This window comes from Tardiphaga sp. 42S5 (assembly GCF_034044155.1).
GTDB lineage: Bacteria > Pseudomonadota > Alphaproteobacteria > Rhizobiales > Xanthobacteraceae > Tardiphaga > Tardiphaga robiniae.
Genome location: NZ_CP139027.1, coordinates 1654888 through 1670017, shown reverse-complemented (window position 1 = coordinate 1670017; position 15130 = coordinate 1654888). Strand labels below are relative to the sequence as shown.

16 protein-coding genes are annotated in these 15130 nt (G+C 61.5%); 6 read left to right on the top strand and 10 right to left on the bottom strand.

The genetic code is table 11. The annotated features are described in order from the left end of the window. Positions 1-68 precede the first annotated feature (68 nt). Positions 69-584 (bottom strand): GNAT family N-acetyltransferase, encoded by a 516-nt coding sequence (locus SFY93_RS07785; RefSeq protein ID WP_320446649.1) that lies wholly within the window; start codon positions 582-584, stop codon positions 69-71. A 57-nt stretch (positions 585-641) separates the two neighbouring features. Further along, positions 642-1130 carry an NUDIX domain-containing protein gene (locus SFY93_RS07780; RefSeq protein ID WP_320446648.1) on the bottom strand — a complete coding sequence of 163 codons (489 nt, stop codon included), beginning with the start codon at positions 1128-1130 and terminating at the stop codon, positions 642-644. A 138-nt stretch (positions 1131-1268) separates the two neighbouring features. Between SFY93_RS07780 and SFY93_RS07775 the strand changes: the two genes are divergently transcribed. Beyond that, on the top strand, positions 1269-2153 hold the full coding sequence (locus SFY93_RS07775) for a metallophosphoesterase family protein (RefSeq protein ID WP_320446647.1): 885 nt from the start codon (positions 1269-1271) through the stop codon (positions 2151-2153). A gap of 5 nt (positions 2154-2158) precedes the next feature. Here SFY93_RS07775 and SFY93_RS07770 read toward each other — a convergent pair whose 3' ends face one another. Then, positions 2159-2707: a hypothetical protein gene (locus tag SFY93_RS07770; protein WP_320446646.1), complete on the bottom strand. Its 549-nt coding sequence runs from the start codon at positions 2705-2707 to the stop codon at positions 2159-2161. 249 nt (positions 2708-2956) lie between these two features. Beyond that, complete coding sequence (locus SFY93_RS07765) at positions 2957-3166, bottom strand: DUF4170 domain-containing protein (RefSeq protein ID WP_068733054.1); 210 nt, start codon at positions 3164-3166, stop codon at positions 2957-2959. 213 nt (positions 3167-3379) lie between these two features. On the opposite strand from SFY93_RS07765, the gene SFY93_RS07760 reads away from it, so the two are divergent. Further along, positions 3380-4825: a helix-turn-helix domain-containing protein gene (locus SFY93_RS07760; RefSeq protein ID WP_320446645.1), complete on the top strand. Its 1446-nt coding sequence runs from the start codon at positions 3380-3382 to the stop codon at positions 4823-4825. Here SFY93_RS07760 and SFY93_RS07755 read toward each other — a convergent pair. After that, positions 4803-5978: an alpha-hydroxy acid oxidase gene (locus SFY93_RS07755; protein WP_320446644.1), complete on the bottom strand. Its 1176-nt coding sequence runs from the start codon at positions 5976-5978 to the stop codon at positions 4803-4805. The two genes, SFY93_RS07760 and SFY93_RS07755, sit on opposite strands and share 23 nt — an antisense overlap. A gap of 58 nt (positions 5979-6036) precedes the next feature. Between SFY93_RS07755 and SFY93_RS07750 the strand changes: the two genes are divergently transcribed. The 4 genes from SFY93_RS07750 to SFY93_RS07735 all read left to right on the top strand — a co-directional run bounded on the left by SFY93_RS07750 (position 6037) and on the right by SFY93_RS07735 (position 10031). After that, a complete protein-coding gene (locus SFY93_RS07750) occupies positions 6037-6705 on the top strand; it encodes a TetR/AcrR family transcriptional regulator (protein WP_320446643.1) in 669 nt (222 codons plus the stop codon). A 126-nt stretch (positions 6706-6831) separates the two neighbouring features. After that, positions 6832-8079 carry a lytic murein transglycosylase gene (locus tag SFY93_RS07745; protein ID WP_320446642.1) on the top strand — a complete coding sequence of 416 codons (1248 nt, stop codon included), beginning with the start codon at positions 6832-6834 and terminating at the stop codon, positions 8077-8079. A gap of 167 nt (positions 8080-8246) precedes the next feature. Continuing rightward, on the top strand, positions 8247-8750 hold the full coding sequence (locus SFY93_RS07740; protein ID WP_320446641.1) for a DUF1993 domain-containing protein: 504 nt from the start codon (positions 8247-8249) through the stop codon (positions 8748-8750). Between the two features lie 180 nt (positions 8751-8930). Beyond that, a complete protein-coding gene (locus SFY93_RS07735) occupies positions 8931-10031 on the top strand; it encodes an alkene reductase (RefSeq protein WP_184513330.1) in 1101 nt (366 codons plus the stop codon). Between the two features lie 114 nt (positions 10032-10145). Here SFY93_RS07735 and SFY93_RS07730 read toward each other — a convergent pair whose 3' ends face one another. From SFY93_RS07730 to SFY93_RS07710, 5 genes are all read right to left on the bottom strand, one after another. Then, complete coding sequence (locus tag SFY93_RS07730; protein WP_320446640.1) at positions 10146-11936, bottom strand: ABC transporter substrate-binding protein; 1791 nt, start codon at positions 11934-11936, stop codon at positions 10146-10148. A gap of 61 nt (positions 11937-11997) precedes the next feature. Further along, positions 11998-12327 (bottom strand): DUF2160 domain-containing protein, encoded by a 330-nt coding sequence (locus SFY93_RS07725; protein WP_320446639.1) that lies wholly within the window; start codon positions 12325-12327, stop codon positions 11998-12000. Positions 12328-12336: 9 nt separating this feature from the next. Then, entirely contained in the window at positions 12337-13143 is an 807-nt protein-coding gene (locus SFY93_RS07720) for a carbohydrate ABC transporter permease (RefSeq protein ID WP_320446638.1), read from the bottom strand. Next, positions 13143-14045, bottom strand: coding sequence for a carbohydrate ABC transporter permease (locus SFY93_RS07715; protein ID WP_320446637.1), 903 nt, complete (start codon positions 14043-14045; stop codon positions 13143-13145). Before SFY93_RS07715 ends, SFY93_RS07720 begins: the two co-directional genes overlap by 1 nt. Continuing rightward, positions 14045-15130: an ABC transporter ATP-binding protein gene (locus tag SFY93_RS07710; RefSeq protein ID WP_320446636.1), complete on the bottom strand. Its 1086-nt coding sequence runs from the start codon at positions 15128-15130 to the stop codon at positions 14045-14047. The genes SFY93_RS07715 and SFY93_RS07710 overlap by 1 nt, the downstream gene beginning before the upstream one ends.

Here is a 15130-nt window from a genome sequence, read left to right as displayed (position 1 = left end):
AAAGCACTTCGGGATTCCGGGTTTGCGTGGAACTTGCGCTGCTTCCGCCCCGGACTGACAGTTCGTGGCTACGACTTCGCCGCGTCCCAGTCCGGCCGAACAGCGCCGGCGAGACCCGCAGCAGCGCCTTCCACCAGCTCGAGCACAAGCAACCGGTTTTGATCGACCGGACCCGGCATGGTCACATTGCCCTTAGGGATCGCCTTGAAGCCGACCCGGCGGTAATAGGGCTCGTCGCCGACCAGCACGATGAGCTTGTGGCCCTTCTTGCGCGCATCGGCGATGGCGCGGTCCAGCAGCTTGCGGCCGACGCCGCGGCTGCGGAATGGCGGCTCGACGGTCAGCGGCCCGAGCAGCAGTGCCGGCGTATCACCCACACAGATCGGCAATTGCCGGACCGAGCCGACCAGCAGCGTGCCGATCCGTGCCGTGAAAGACAGGTCGAGCAGATGACCGACATGTTCACGCAGCCGGTAGGCTGATAGCACGTAACGGCCCGGGCCGAAGGTGCGGGCATGCAGCCGTTCGATGATCTGGGCGTCGTTGGCGGTTTCCGCCAGGATGGTCAGAGAAAGGTCATTCATGTCGGGAGGCGGGATAGCATTTGGCGGGCGCGCGGTCCATTGCCCGGGCGGACGGGATCAGACCCGCCAGGTAGCACTGATCGGCTTGCCGTCGAAGATCTCGGCCAGCCGCAGCCGGGTGCCCTCGGTGGTGTCGTGAGGCAGGGCATCGAGGACGAAGAAGCCGGTTTCGGCGATTTCGCGATTGGGCTCCGGCAGCCGGTCCTGCTGGAACTGCCTGACCACATAGACAGCCACATGATCGCGGATCGAGACATGGTTGTTGAGAAAGACACCATGCAGAACCGGCTCTCCGGTGAGTTCGATGCGCCCCTCTTCCCGCAGCTCCATGTCCAGCGCCTCGCGAAAGGTCTGGCCGACCTCGACGCCGCCGCCGGGCAAATACCAGCCGGTCACGTAAGTGTGCCGGACCAGAAACACGCGATTGTCGGCATCGAGCACCACGGCACGGACGCCCAAGGTCATGCCGCGGGCGAAGCGAAAATACAGATGCACGAATTTGCGCAGGGTCGGCTCCAGCCGCTGCCGCAACGTCGGTGAGGTCATCGCGGCAAATTCCTGGCTGGCGACACGGTGGGTGCTTGCGTCATATGCCCCACCTTGCCAAAACATGCAGGGATTTCACAGGCATGAGGGCGCATTGAGCCGGCTTGTTCACGTACGCGCAGGGGCAGATCGCTTCTCATGACCGCTTTCACCCTCGCCCATCTGTCCGATCCGCATGTTCCGCCGATGCCAGAGCCGCAATGGCGCGAGCTCCTGGGGCAGCGCGTGCTCGGCTATCTGAACTGGCGGCGTAACCGGCATCTGATCCACCGCCGCGATATGCTGGATGTCATCGTCAGCGACATGCAGGCGCAGCAGCCGGACCATATTGCCGTCACCGGCGATCTCGTGAATCTCGCCCTGGATGCCGAATTCCCGCGCGCGCGCCGCTGGATCGAGAGCGTCGGCACACCGGACAAGGTCTCCCTAGCCCCCGGCAATCACGACGCCTATGTGCGCGGGGCACCGGAGCGCTTTGCGGCAACCTTCGGCGACTATATGCGCAGCGACGATACCGCGGACACGCGCTTTCCGTTCCTGCGTATCCGCGGCCCGCTGGCACTGATCGGCGTGTCGTCAAGCGTGCCGACTGCGCCGTTCATGGCGACGGGCTCGCTCGGGGACGCACAGCTTAGGGCGCTCAACATTATGCTTGGCGGCCTCGCCGACGCTCATCTGTTTCGCGTATTGCTGATTCATCATCCGCTACGCTCAAAGCAGAAAATGAAGCGACTGACGGATTCCGAAGCGCTGCAAGATGTGCTCAAGCGCCACGGTGTCGAACTGATCCTGCACGGCCACGACCACATTCATTCGACCATGTGGTTCGACGGCCCACAGCGGCGCATTCCCGCAATCGGCGTGCCATCGGCATCATCGGTTGCACACGGCCACAAGCCGGCAGCCGCCTACAATCTGTTCGCCATCGAACGCGACGGCGAACGCTGGCGCTGCGAGCAGACGGTGCGAGGATTCGGGGGCAGCAATATGGTGCACGAGCTGACGCGGACGATGCTGGTGTAGCGTGACTAATGTCCGCGCACGGACACGAACAGCGCGAGCGCAAATAGTCCCACGACGCCGACAATCACACCGAACACGAACGGCCAGAATCTGCTGCGCGGCTTCTTCACCGCCGTCGCTACCTCCGGCGCCGGCATTGTTACCAGCGCGTGCTCGCGCTCAATCATGCGGCGCGCGATATAGTCGGTGACCGCCTTTACGATGGTCGGAACGTCATGCGCCTCGGCCAGCACCACGCGACCGTGGCGGGTGTCCTGCACGAAGCGATACATGCGCTTGTCGCGACCCATCGCGACATGGGCGACCATGTCGATCCACAGCCGCGGCGTGTCGCCCTGGCTGATGCCCCGGTCGAACATCTCGATGCCAACAGGGACCTCGGCGAACAGCGGGTCGAGCGCTTCATTGAGGATCTCCAGCCGCGCCACTTCGGCATCGCGCAGCTCGACGACGACACCGGTACGATCGGCCGCCTCGATGCGGGCCTGACGCAACGCGTCGCGCAGCCGCTGCGGCCTGGCTTCCTCGACAGCTTTCGTCCCCTTACTCGCCACGCTGGACCCCTTTCTGGCTGCCTGAGCGCGCCATCCACCGGGCAGTAACCTATCAGTAACCACGAGTTCCGGAAAGGCCGTTTGTTTCCAGAGGCTTGGCCGCTAAACGCATCAACGGCCCCACCCGGTTTCCCGGATGAGGCCGCTGATATCCTTGGACGTCTTCTTATGGGCAAATCAGCGACAGGCTTGAGGCGAGCGGCGGCACTGGCGCCGCTCGGGGTCTCAGCCTCAGGCGAACCGTCAGTCCTAAGCGACCTGGCGGCTCGGCTCTTCGACGATGGAGAAGCGGACGCCGGCGCGGTGACGATTCTCTTCCGACACGGTCTTCCAGGCTTCTTCGGCCTGCTTGCGCGTCTTGAACGGGCCCTGCACCTGGGCCGAGCCTTCAACCAGCTTGTGGAAGTTCATCGAACCGAACTCGCCGCCGATGACCCAGAAATTGCTACCGTGTGACATGTCGTGCTCCTGTTCATTCCTTAAATCGACATTCGTGACATGCGATGCATTCACCGTGTGAACAGATAACGCCATGTCAGACAAAACCACCAGATGCCTTGTGTTTGAATGGTGATGTGATGTAACATCACGACTTGTAATAAATGTTATTTTGTCAATTTTGTCACAATCAACGACCGAGTGGCGACTCGGGGAACCAGGAATTTGGCGCGGATGGCGGGCGAGTCTGGCAAGAAGCTGTTCGTGGGGCCGCGCTTCAGGCGGATCCGGCAGCAACAGGGCCTGTCCCAGACCCAGATGGCAGAGGGCCTCGGCATTTCGCCGAGCTACATCAATCTGATCGAGCGCAACCAGCGACCGGTCACCGCGCAGTTGCTGCTGCGCCTCGCCGAGACCTATGACCTCGATCTCCGTGATCTCGCGACGGCGGATGAAGATCGCTTCTTCGCGGAGCTGAACGAAATCTTTTCCGACCCGCTGTTTCGCCAGATCGATTTGCCGAAACAGGAATTGCGCGACCTTGCCGAACTCTGTCCCGGTGTCACGCATGCGCTGCAGCGGCTCTACGCGGCCTATACCGAAGCGCGGCGCGGCGAGACCATGGTGGCGGCGCAGATGGCCGATCGCCATGAAGGCGCGCCATTCGAAGCCAATCCGATCGAACGCGTGCGCGACCTGATCGAGGCCAATCGCAATTACTTTCCCGAACTCGAAACGGCGGCCGAGGGCTTGCGCGACGAGATCAATGTGCCGTCGCAGGATCTGTTTGCGGCGCTGAGCGCGCGGCTGCGCGACAAATATTCGATCGTCACCCGCATTATGCCGGTGGATGTGATGCGCGAGACGCTCAGACGCTTCGACCGGCATCGCCGGCAATTGCTGATCTCCGAAATGGTCGATGCGCCGGGCCGCGCCTTTCAGGTCGCGTTCCAGATCGGTCTCGTCGAGTGCTCGTCAAATTTCGAGAGTATCATCGGCCGCGCCGGGCCGCTCGACGACACCACACGGCGGCTCTATCGCATCACGCTGGCCAACTATTTCGCAGCCGCCGCACTGATGCCCTATGCAGCGTTTCATAGCGCAGCGGAAGCGCTGAGCTACGACGTGCAGGTGCTCGGCCAGCGCTTCAATGTCGGATTCGAGCAGATCTGCCATCGCCTCACCACGCTGCAGCGACCGAATGCGCGCGGCGTGCCGTTCTTCATGCTGCGCGTCGACAATGCCGGCAACGTCTCGAAGCGGTTTTCATCCGGCACCTTCCCGTTCTCGAAATTCGGCGGCACCTGTCCGCTGTGGAACGTGCACTCGACCTTTGACACGCCGGACCGTCTGCTGAGCCAGGTGATCGAACTGCCCGACGGCAGCCGCTACTTCTCCATCGCACAGACACTACGCCGGCCCGCAGCGCCGCATCCGCAGCCGCAACCGCGCTTCGCCATCGGCCTCGGCTGCGAGATCCGCCATGCCGGCAAGCTGGCCTATTCGGCAGGCCTTGATCTGGAAAAGACCGAAGGCACACCGATCGGCGTCAATTGTCGCCTCTGCGAGCGCGAGAATTGCAGCCAGCGCGCCGAGCCGCCGATTACGCGCAGCCTGATCCTGGACGAGAATACGCGGCGGGTCTCGAGCTTTGCGTTCAGCAATGCGCGGGAGCTGTGACCTTCATCGCGCTGGTCGCCACTGCGACAGCCTCCCGGTTGATATCGGCCACGCGCTTGTAGCCGCAGAGCGCCAACGTAACGTCGAGTTCCTTGGCCAGAATATCGATCGCCTTGGCGGCGCCGGCTTTGCCGCCCGCGCCGACGCCCCATGCATAAGGCCGACCGACCAGGCAACTCTTTGCGCCCAGTGCGAGCGCGCGCATGACATCCATGCCGGTGCGGATGCCGCCGTCAAACATGATCTCGATCTCGGAGCCCACGGCATCGACAATGTCAGGCAGAATTGAGATCGATGATGCCGCACCATCGAGCTGTCGCCCGCCATGGTTGGACACAACGATGGCATCGGCTCCGGATTTCACGGCGAGCCTGGCGTCCTGAACATCGAGAATCCCCTTCAGGATCAGCTTGCCCGGCCACTGGCTTTTCACCCAAGCGATATCGTCCCAGCTCAGGCCCTGGTCGAATTGCGTAGCCGTCCATTGCGCCAGGGATTTAACATCCTCCATGCCCTTCACGTGACCGGCCAGATTGCCGAAGGTGCGGCTCTTGCTCTTCAGCACGCTCAGCAGCCAAGCCGGCTTGGTCGCCATGTTGAGAATGTTTCCGAGCCGGAATTCAGGCGGAACGGACAGGCCGTTGCGCACATCGCAGTGACGCTGCCCGAGAACCTGAAGATCAACCGTCAGAACAAGTGCGCTGCAGTTCGCGGCGCGCGCGCGGCCGATCAGCTCGGCGATAAAGCTGCGGTCACGCATCATATAGAGCTGAAACCAGAACGGCTTTCCGGTCGCTTCGGCCACCTGCTCGATCGAGCAGATCGACATCGTGCTGAGCGTATACGGGATGCCGGCGTCATTTGCCGCCTGCGCCGCAAGGATCTCACCGTTGCCGTGTTGCAGCCCCGTCAGCGCGACGGGCGCAAGCGCGATCGGCAACGGCACTTTCTCGCCGAGGATCGTGGTGCTGAGGTCGCGGCCGCTCATATCCACCAGCACACGCTGGCGCAGCTTGACCTTGCGCAAGTCGTCGATGTTGGCCCGGAGGGTTTCTTCCTCGTAGGAGCCCGCGCAGACATAGTCGAAGAACGCGCGGGGCACCTTGCGTGAAGCAAGCCTGTGCAAATCCGCGATACATGCGACGTTCTTCATGAATGGCTCCGGGTGTGGTCACAACGGCAGGACTCTTCGCAACAAGCGAAGGGGCTGTATGGAGCTTTTCAAGCCAGCCTCGATCTGTAAATGTACTGCTGAGTATACTTTAGGGGCGGCGGTCACCATGCGCACGAAAAGTGCCGAAACGAGAAATCGAATCGTCGAAGCAGCCTATGAATCGTTCTGGAGGTCGGGCTTCGTCCGCACCAGTGTCGATGGCATCGCCGAACGCGCCGATGTGACGAAGCGAACAGTCTACGCGTACTTTCGCAGCAAGGACGATCTGCTTGCGGCGGTGCTGATGCGCTATCACGAGCTTGCCGCCGAGCGACTCAAACGCATCGGCGACCGGATGCCTGTGGATCGGGATGGCCTGATCGATTCCTATTTCGGTCAGCTCGTGGGATGGGCCAGCACGACGCCACGCTGGTCCGGGTCTGGCTTTACACGCCTCGTCGTCGAACTCGCCGACCTACCCGGACATCCCGCACGCGCCATCGCCAAACGGGCCAAGGCGGAGACCGAGGCTTGGCTCGCCCGGAAGCTGGCCGATGCCCGGGTGACGCGACCTGAGCAGCATGCGCGCGAGATCGTCCTGCTGACGGAAGGCGCGATGTCACTGACGCTGATCCATGGCGGACGCAGCTATATCGACGCCGCAGCGGAGGCGGCGAAGCAGCTCGTCAAACACAGACGGACGCCGCGATACGCAAGCAACGGCTGATGAAACGAAGCTTCACGGCAAAAGGTGTCATTGCCGGGCTTGACCCGGCAATCCATCTTGCTTGTTAGTAAGTCAAGAAAGATGGATGGCCAGGTCAGGCCCGGCCATGACGTTGTGGGGACTTTAATGCGGAACATTTCGACTTTGAGCAAGCATGCGGCGCTTTTGGCTACATGCTTCGCTCTCGCCACACTCGTATTCTCGATCTCCCCCGCTTCCGCCCAGCGCGCCGCATCCTGCCATGGCGGCCAGAGCTTCGATCAATTCCTTGCCGCCCTGAAGCAGCAGGCTATCGCTAGCGGGGTATCGCAGCGCGCGATGGCAGAAGCGGCGCCCTATCTCGTCTACGATCAGGGCATCGTCAATCGCGACCGCGGGCAGCGGGTGTTCGGGCAGTTGTTCACGCAATTTGCCGGACGCATGGCGGCGGACTACCGGATGCAGAACGGGCAGCTGAAGATCAAGGCGAATGCCGCAGCCTTTGCACGTGCAGAGAAAGAGTATGGCGTGCCGCCGGCCGTCATCGCCGCGTTCTGGGCGCTCGAGAGCGACTTCGGCGTGCAGATGGGCAATCTGCAGACGCTGCGCTCGCTGGTGTCGCTGGCCTATGACTGCCGCCGTTCGAAGATGTTTCAGGACGAGACCATCGCCGCGCTGAAGATCATCGATCGCGGCGACCTTTCGCCGGCCGAGATGATCGGCTCATGGGCCGGCGAACTCGGCCAGACGCAATTCCTGCCGACGCATTATTTCAACTATGCCGTCGACTATGACGGCGACGGTCATCGCAATTTGCTGCGCAGCCCCGCCGACGTGATCGGCTCGACCGCGCACTACATTTCCACCGGTTTGAAATGGCGGCGCGGCGAGCCATGGCTGCAGGAGGTGCGGGTCACCGACAACGTGCCGTGGGATCAGGCCGATCTCACCATCCAACTGCCCCGCGCGAAATGGGCGACATTCGGCGTTAGCTATCCCGACGGACGGCCACTGCCGAATGACAGCATGCCGGCATCGCTGCTGCTGCCGATGGGCCGGCACGGCCCCGCCTTCCTCGCTTACGCGAATTTCGCCGCCTATACCGAATGGAATAATTCGCTGATCTATTCGACGACAGCAGCCTATCTCGCCACCCGCATCAATGGCGCCTCCAAGATGCGGCAGCCCTCCGCCCCTGTCGCGCAGCTGTCACATCCTGAACTCCGCGAACTGCAGCAACTGCTGGTGAAGCGCGGCTTCAATGTCGGTAAGATCGACGGCATTCTCGGCCAGCAGAGCCGCACCGCGGTGAAGGCCATGCAGGTCAAGTTCGGCCTGCCCGCGGACTCCTGGCCGACGGCCGAATTGCTCACAGCATTGAAATCCGGGGGATAAAGCGAAGCGAAGAATCGGTATCCCCTTATCGGGATAAGCCTCGAAATTTCTTCTCTTTTGTGAGGCCGGGCGGTTGAAATCAGCCAACCGCGCCCCAACTCCATGCAACAGCATCTTTCTCGACCTGCCGCGCTGTGCCTCGAAACGCATCACAAAAGAGCATCCTCATGCCGTTCTATGATTCCGTCGTGCCTGCCTATCTGCAGATGCTGGGCAGTTTGTCCGCTGGCCTGAAAAAGGCCGAAGCCTATGCTGCCGGAAAGAAAATCGAGCCCGCCGTCCTGCTCGGCACGCGACTTTTCCCGGACATGCTGCCGCTGAGCCGGCAGGTCCAGCTCTCCTGCGATTTCGCCACCAAGGGCAGCGCGCGCCTGTCCGGCAGCGAAGTGCCGGCGGTGCCGGATACCGAAACGACCTTCGATGAATTGCAGCAGCGAATCGGCAGGACCGTCGATTACCTGAAGAACTACAAGCCCGCCCAATTCGACGGCGGCGAGACCCGGGAGATCACCTTCCCCACCGGCCCCGGCAAGACCACCACCATGTCCGGCCAGCAATTCCTCACCAGCTTCTCGCTACCGAGCTTCTATTTCCACATCACCACTGCCCACGGCATCCTGCGGATGTGCGGCATCGATGTCGGCAAGCGCGACTTCCTCGGCGCGCAGTAAGCCGCGCCATCACCGCAGGATATTCGGCTGCTGGCCGACCGATAGAGAGATCATGATCATTCAATCCGTCATCGCCACGATCGTTTTATCCTGAACCAACGACATGCAGCGCAGCGGTATTGCCAATGCGCTGCATGATGCCCAATTCGATTTCACCTTTCATCGACTGGATCATTCATCATGAGCACGTCCAAACTCTTCGAACCCTACAAGCTTGGTGCAAACACGCTGACCAATCGCACGGTGATGGCGCCGCTGACGCGCAATCGCGCATTGCCGGGCAACGTGCCGAACCCGCTGGCGATCGAATATTATAGCCAGCGTGCCAGCGCCGGCCTTCTGGTAACCGAAGGCACACCCGTCTCGCAGCAGGGCCAAGGCTATCAGGACGTCCCGGGCATCTATACCAAGGAGCAGATCGCCGGCTGGAAGAAGGTGACCGAGGCCGTGCATGCCAAGGGCGGTCATATCTATATGCAGATCTGGCACGTTGGCCGTATCTCGCATGTCAGCCTGCAGCCGAATGGCGGCGCGCCGGTGGCCCCTTCGGCGATCCGCGCCAACACCAAGACCTTCGTCAACAACACCTTCACCGACGTCTCGGAGCCCCGCGCGCTGGAGCTGGGTGAAATTCAAGGTGTCATTGATAGTTTCGCACGCGGCGCTGCCAATGCGGTCGAGGCCGGTTTCGACGGCGTAGAGATCCATGGCGCCAATGGTTATCTGCTCGAGCAATTCGCGCGTGACAGCACCAACAAGCGCACCGACGCCTATGGCGGTTCGCTCGAGAACCGCGCCAAACTAATGCTGGAAGTGGCCGCGGCAGTTGCCAAGGAAATCGGCGGCGACAGAACCGGTATCCGCATCTCGCCGGTGACGCCGGCCAACGATGCCGCCGCCGACACGCAGGCGCAAAAGCTGTTCGACTACATCACCGACGGGCTTAGCGCCGAGAAGCTGGTCTATCTGCATGTCGTCGAAGGCGCGACCGGCGGTCCGCGCGATGTCGCACCGTTCGACTATGCCAGCCTGCGCAAGCGCTTCAAGGGCACATATATCGCCAATAACGGCTTCGATCTCGCGCTGGCCAACAAGGTTCTCGCGGCCGATGCCGCCGACCTGATCGCGTTCGGCAAGCCGTTCATCTCGAATCCGGATCTGGTCGAGCGCCTGAAGGCCGGCGCGCCACTCAATGATGCCGACAAGGCGACGTTCTATGGCGGCGGCGCGAAGGGCTACACGGATTACCCGGTGCTGGGCGCGAAGCAGGCAGCGGAGTAAGTACGCCGTCATTCCGGGGCGCACACGCATCTTTGCGGGCGTGAACCCGGAATGACAGCAAGAGAAAAGGCCGGGATCGCTCCCGGCCTTTTTTGTTTGTTCAGAAAGCTCGTCTTAGTTCGACGCGCGCTTCTGCGGCGGAGTCGCGGGCCACGACTTGATCAGCGTGTCGTAGTCCACCGTCTCGCCCTTCGGCTTCTCGTTGGCCAGCTTGCGCTGGGGCGCGATGTTGCCGTCCTTGGCGGACTTCGCATACCAGAACTCGGCCGTTTCCTTCTTGTTCAGCTTCGGTCCGCATTCGCCCTGAACCTTGGATCGTTCAAGACGTTCGAGCACCGAATCCTGAGCTGCGGCCAGTGAGTCCATCGCCTGCTGCGGGGTCTTCGCACCGGACGACGCATCGCCGATGTTCTGCCACCACAACTGCGCCAGCTTCGGATAGTCCGGGATGTTGTTGCCGGTCGGCGACCACTGCACGCGGGCCGGCGAGCGATAGAACTCGACCAGACCGCCGAGCTTCGGCGCACGTTCGGTGAACGACTTGTCCCAGATGTCGCTCTCACGAATGAAAGTGAGACCGACATGGCTCTTCTTCAGCGACACCGTCTTCGAGGTGATGAACTGCAGATAGAGCCAGGCTGCCTTGCGGCGATCTGCCGGGGTCGACTTGAGCAGCGTGCCCGAACCAACGTCCTGATAGCCGAGCTTCATGCCTTCCTTCCAGTACGAGCCATGCGGCGACGGGGCCATGCGCCACTTCGGCGTACCGTCGGCATTCATGACCGCAAGACCCGGCTTCACCATGTCGGCGGTGAAGGCGGTGTACCAGAACATCTGCTGGGCGATATTGCCCTGCGCCGGCACCGGCCCCGACTCCGAGAAGGTCATGCCCTGCGCCTGCGGCGGGGCATACTTCTTCATCCAGTCGAGGTATTTCGCGATCGAGTAGACCGCTGCCGGACCGTTGGTATCGCCGCCGCGCTCGACGGAGGAGCCGACCGGACGACAGCCTTCCATGCGAATGCCCCACTCATCGACGGGCAGACCGTTCGGAAGACCCCTGTCGCCATTGCCGGCCATCGATAGCCAGGCGTCGGTGAAACGCCAGCCGAGCGACGGATCCTTCTTGCCGTAGTCCATGTGGCCATAGACCTTGACGCCGTTGATCTCCTTGATGTCGTTGGTGAAGAACTCGGCAATATCTTCATAGGCCGACCAGTTCACGGGCACGCCGAGATCGTAGCCATACTTGGCCTTGAACTTGGCCTTGTAGTCGGGATTGGTGAACCAGTCGTACCGGAACCAGTAAAGGTTGGCGAACTGCTGGTCGGGCAGTTGATACATCTTCTTGTCCGGCGCGGTGGTGAAGGACGTTCCAATGAAGTCCTTGACGTCGAGCGTCGGGCTGGTGACGTCCTTGCCTTCTGCGGTCATGTAGTCCGACAGCGCGACGGTCTGGCCGTAGCGGAAATGTGTGCCGATCAGGTCGGAGTCGTTGATCCAGCCGTCATAGACGTTCTTGCCGGACTGCATCTGGGTCTGCAGCTTCTCGACCACGTCGCCTTCCTGGATCAGGTCGTGCTTCAGCTTGATGCCGGTGATTTCGGAGAACGCCTTGGCCAGCGTGCGCGATTCGTATTCGTGCGTGGTGATGGTTTCGGAGACGATATTGATCTCCATGCCCTTGAACGGCTGAGCAGCCTTCTCGTACCACTGCAGCTCTTTGAGCTGCTCTGCCTTCGACAGCGTCGATGGCTGGAATTCACTGTCAATCCACTTCTGAATGGTGGCGTCGTCGGCCTTGGCCGGCGCGGCGAGCAACGCAGTCGCCGTGATCAACGCAGCAGCGCTGGTCATCATGATATGGCGCGTCGGGCGACGTGCCTGTGTCGTCTGGTGCCTCATAGCTTCCTCCCTCACTTCTGTTTCAGGCCCGGGTTCATCCCGAGACTGCAGTCCATGCCGGTCAGACGGTGCGGAAAATTGCCACCGCCGAGACCAGCGAAATCAATGTAGCGAACCACAGGTTCGAGATCTCAAGTCCTTCCTCACCGATCGGCAGCGTCGCGATCGGATCGCTGCCGACGAAACCGATCCACAACAGGTGGATGACGGCCGCCGCGATCAGCGACAGGAACAGCCGGTCGCCGCGCGTGGTAGGAATGCGCAGGATGCCGATGCGTTCGGCTTCGGGATAGGCAACTGCGAGCCAAGTCATGGTGCCCAGCGTCAATGCCAGCAGCCCAAAGAAGATCGCCGTCGGCGGCGTCCAGGCCATCCATGCAATATTTTCCATGACGACCTCCTAGACCCGGCCAAGCGCGAAGCCGCGCGCGATGTAATTGCGGACGAACCAGATGACGAGCGCACCGGGGATGATGGTCAGCACGCCGGCAGCGGCGAGCAGGCCCCAATCCATGCCCGAGGCCGACACGGTGCGTGTCATGACCGCCGAGATCGGCTTGGCATTCACCGAGGTCAGCGTGCGCGCGAGCAGCAGTTCGACCCAGGAGAACATGAAGCAGAAGAACGCGGCGACGCCGATGCCAGATGCAATCAACGGCACGAGAATCTTCACGAAGAATTTCGGAAACGAGTAGCCGTCGAGAAACGCTGTCTCGTCGATCTCGCGCGGCACCCCCGACACGAAGCCTTCGAGGATCCATACTGCGAGCGGCACGTTGAACAGGCAATGCGCCAGCGCCACGGCCCATGGCGTGTCGAACAGGCCGATGGCCGAATAGAGATTGAAGAATGGCAGCGCGAATACCGCAGGCGGCGCCATCCGGTTCGACAGCAGCCAGAAGAACAGATGCTTATCGCCGAGGAAGCGATAGCGCGAGAACGCATAGGCCGCGGGCAGCGCGAAGGAGATCGACAGGATGGTGTTGATGATGACGTATTTCAGCGAATTGATATAGCCGGAATACCAGCTCTCGTCGGTGAAGATGCGGATGTAGTTGGCCAGCGTCGGCTGATGCGGCCACAGTGTCATCGTCGAGACGATCTCGGTATTAGTCTTGAAGCTCATATTGACGAGCCAGTAGATCGGTAGCAGCAAGAAGAACAGGAACAGCACCAGGATAATGCGGCGTCCGGGGATCGTATGCATCAGACCGCTCCCTCGGGTTTGGTGTGATCGACGCCGGCATTAGTCATCACGGTGTAGAACACCCAGCACACGATCAGCACGATCAGATTATAGACCAGCGACAGCGCGGCAGCCTTGCCGAGATCGAACTGGCCGAGCGCGATCTTGACGAGTTCGATGGAGACGAAGGTGGTCGAATTGCCAGGCCCGCCGCCGGTGACGACGAAAGGCTCGGTGTAGATCATGAAACTATCCATGAAGCGCAGCAGCACGCCAATCAACAGCACGCGGTTGAGCTTGGGCAACTGGATGGCGCGAAACACCGCCCAGCGCGACGCGCCGTCAATCTGCGCTGCCTGATAATAGGCGTCGGGGATCGACTTCAGGCCGGCGTAACACAACAGCGCGACGAGGCTGGTCCAGTGCCAGACGTCCATCACGATGACGGTGGCCCAGGCATCGAACTCGTTCGACACGTAATTGTAGTCGATGCCCATGTGATTGAGCGTGTAGCCGAGCAGACCAATGTCGGGACGCCCGAAGATCTGCCAGATGGTGCCGACCACGTTCCATGGAATCAGCAACGGCAGCGCGAGGATCACGAGACACACCGCAACGCGCCAGCCGTCGCGCGGCATCGACAACGCGACGAGAATGCCAAGCGGTACTTGAATGGCGAGGATGATCGCCGAGAACGCGAGATTACGCGCGAGCGAGGCGAAGAAGCGCCCGCCGAGATCGCTGGAGGGATCCAGCAATTCCTTGAACCAGCCGACGCCGTTCCAGAAGAACTGGTTGTTGCCGAAGGTGTCCTGTACCGAATAATTCACCACCGTCATCAGCGGCAGCACGGCGGAGAACGCCACGATGAGAAACACCGGCAGGACGAGGAACCAGGCCCTTTGATTGACGGTCTTGTCCATCACGCACCCCCTTCAACAAGGCGGCTGTCAGCGTAAACGTGCACTCGCGACGGGTCGAACACCAGCCCGACATCGCTCCCCGCAACAGAAAATCCCTGGGGTACGCGCGCAGCGAATTTGACGCCGCCAATGCGGACGCGCGCAAAACTGATACGACCAAGATCATCGACGCGCTCGACTTGCGCCAGCAGCAAGCCCGGCGCGGGCGTCGCAACTTGGACGAATTCGGGTCGAACGCCGATTTCGATTGTGGCACCTACTGGCAACTTGTCATAGCTGCGCTGCAGCGCGATGACGTGCCCCCCAATGCGCGCTTCGCGACCGCTGACTACGGCGGGTACAATATTCATGCCGGGCGAGCCGATGAAATAGCCGACGAATGTATGCGCGGGCTTGTCGAACAATTCCTGAGGCGTGCCGGACTGCACGACACGCCCGTCATGCATCACCACCACCGTATCGGCAAAAGTCAGCGCCTCGGTCTGGTCGTGGGTCACGTAGATCATGGTCAGATCCAGCGCGCGGTGCAACGCCTTGAGTTTCGATCGCAACTCCCATTTCAGGGCGGGATCAATCACTGTCAGCGGCTCGTCGAACAATACGGCGGCGACATCGGACCGCACGAGGCCGCGGCCGAGCGAGATCTTCTGCTTGGCGTCGGGCGTTAGCCGGGTCGCCTTGCGGCCCAGATAGGGCGTGAGATCGAGGAGTTCGCCGATTTCGGCGACGCGTGCATCGATCTGCGCCTTCGGCACGCCGCGATTCTTCAGCGGGAAAGCAAGATTCTCGCCCACGGTCATGGTGTCGTAGATGACCGGAAACTGGAACACCTGCGCGATGTTGCGTTTCTGCGTCGACAGCGGCGTGATATCCTTGCCGTCGAACAGGATCTGCCCGCGCGTCGGCGTCACGATGCCGGAGATCAAATTGAGCAGCGTGGTCTTGCCGCAACCGGATGGGCCGAGCAGCGCATAGGCACCGCCTTGCCGCCAGGTCATTGAGATCGGCTTCAGCGCGAATGATTCCGGGTCGGCATCATTGCCGCTGTAGGACTGCGCGAGATCGACGAGATCGATGCGAGCCAT